Raw genomic sequence first — 1,697 nt, forward strand, 5'->3', positions numbered from 1 at the left:
CCGCATTGCGAAGCAAAAGATAATCGGATAAAATGTAGCAATTCATATTCGTAAGCGTGGAGTAATCAGATGGGAAATTCCAAGTCAGCAGACAAGTAAGCCGCAACAACCAGTATTGTTGTTGCGGCGCTCTGTAAGGCTAGTCTCATCTGATTGCTGACGAGCAGACGTCGCCCGGTATTCCTTAATCGAGGGTTGATTCGTCATGACCACCACACGCCCCGCGTGGGCCTATACGCTGCCGGCAGCACTGCTGCTGATGGCTCCTTTCGACATCCTCGCTTCACTGGCGATGGATATTTATCTCCCTGTCGTTCCAGCGATGCCCGGCATCCTGAACACGACGCCCGCTATGATCCAACTCACGTTGAGCCTCTATATGGTGATGCTCGGCGTGGGCCAGGTGATTTTTGGTCCGCTCTCAGACAGAATCGGGCGACGGCCAATTCTACTTGCGGGCGCAACGGCTTTCGTCATTGCGTCTCTGGGAGCAGCTTGGTCTTCAACTGCACCGGCCTTTGTCGCTTTCCGTCTACTTCAAGCAGTGGGCGCGTCGGCCATGCTGGTGGCGACGTTCGCGACGGTTCGCGACGTTTATGCCAACCGTCCTGAGGGTGTCGTCATCTACGGCCTTTTCAGTTCGATGCTGGCGTTCGTGCCTGCGCTCGGCCCTATCGCCGGAGTATTGATCGGCGAGTTCTTGGGATGGCAGGCGATATTCATTACTTTGGCTATACTGGCGATGCTCGCACTCCTAAATGCGGGTTTCAGGTGGCACGAAACCCGCCCTCTGGATCAAGTCAAGACGCGCCGATCTGTCTTGCCGATCTTCGCGAGTCCGGCTTTTTGGGTTTACACTGTCGGCTTTAGCGCCGGTATGGGCACCTACTTCGTCTTCTTCTCGACGGCTCCCCGTGTGCTCATAGGCCAAGCGGAATATTCCGAGATCGGATTCAGCTTTGCCTTCGCCACTGTCGCGCTTGTAATGATCGTGACAACCCGTTTCGCGAAGTCCTTTGTCGCCAGATGGGGCATCGCAGGATGCGTGGCGCGTGGGATGGCGTTGCTTGTTTGCGGAGCGGTCCTGTTGGGGATCGGCGAACTTTACGGCTCGCCGTCATTCCTCACCTTCATCCTACCGATGTGGGTTGTCGCGGTCGGTATTGTCTTCACGGTGTCCGTTACCGCGAACGGCGCTTTGGCAGAGTTCGACGACATCGCGGGATCAGCGGTCGCGTTCTACTTCTGCGTTCAAAGCCTGATAGTCAGCATTGTCGGGACATTGGCGGTGGCACTTTTAAACGGTGACACAGCGTGGCCCGTGATCTGTTACGCCACGGCGATGGCGGTACTGGTTTCGTTGGGGCTGGTGCTCCTTCGGCTCCGTGGGGCTGCCACCGAGAAGTCGCCAGTCGTCTAACCGACGACTGGTAGCAGGCCCGCTCCGATGCGGCGCACTAACCATCGAAACCTCGTGAATGTCGGTATCCTGTCTGGCAGGATACCGCTCATTTCCCTTGTTCAGTTCATCGCCGTCGCCGAGCATCTGAATTTTCGGCATGCGGCCAAGGCACTTGGTATCAGCCAGTCGAGCGTCAGCGCGCGTGTGAAAGCGCTGGAGGATAACCTTGGTGTCCTGCTATTTGAGCGCCATGCGCGGGGCGTTCGGCTAACAGACGCAGGCAGGCACTTCATGG

General features: G+C 57.0%; 2 protein-coding genes. Both read left to right on the forward strand.

Annotated features, from left to right (window positions below):
* Positions 1-205 precede the first annotated feature (205 nt).
* Positions 206-1,420, forward strand: coding sequence for a chloramphenicol/florfenicol efflux MFS transporter FloR (floR, locus tag FTT75_RS15595; protein ID WP_000214122.1), 1,215 nt, complete (start codon positions 206-208; stop codon positions 1,418-1,420).
* Between the two features lie 27 nt (positions 1,421-1,447).
* On the forward strand, positions 1,448-1,697 hold a 250-nt coding region (locus FTT75_RS15600), incomplete at its 3' end, for a LysR family transcriptional regulator (protein ID WP_130234736.1).

Source organism: Acinetobacter sp. YH01008 (genome assembly GCF_013420435.1).
Taxonomy (GTDB): Bacteria; Pseudomonadota; Gammaproteobacteria; order Pseudomonadales; family Moraxellaceae; genus Acinetobacter; species Acinetobacter pseudolwoffii.

Bases quoted from the DNA above. Each gene is read 5' to 3' on its own strand.
- floR (WP_000214122.1), top strand. From the start codon at position 206: ATGACCACCACACGCCCCGCGTGGGCCTATACGCTGCCGGCAGCACTG.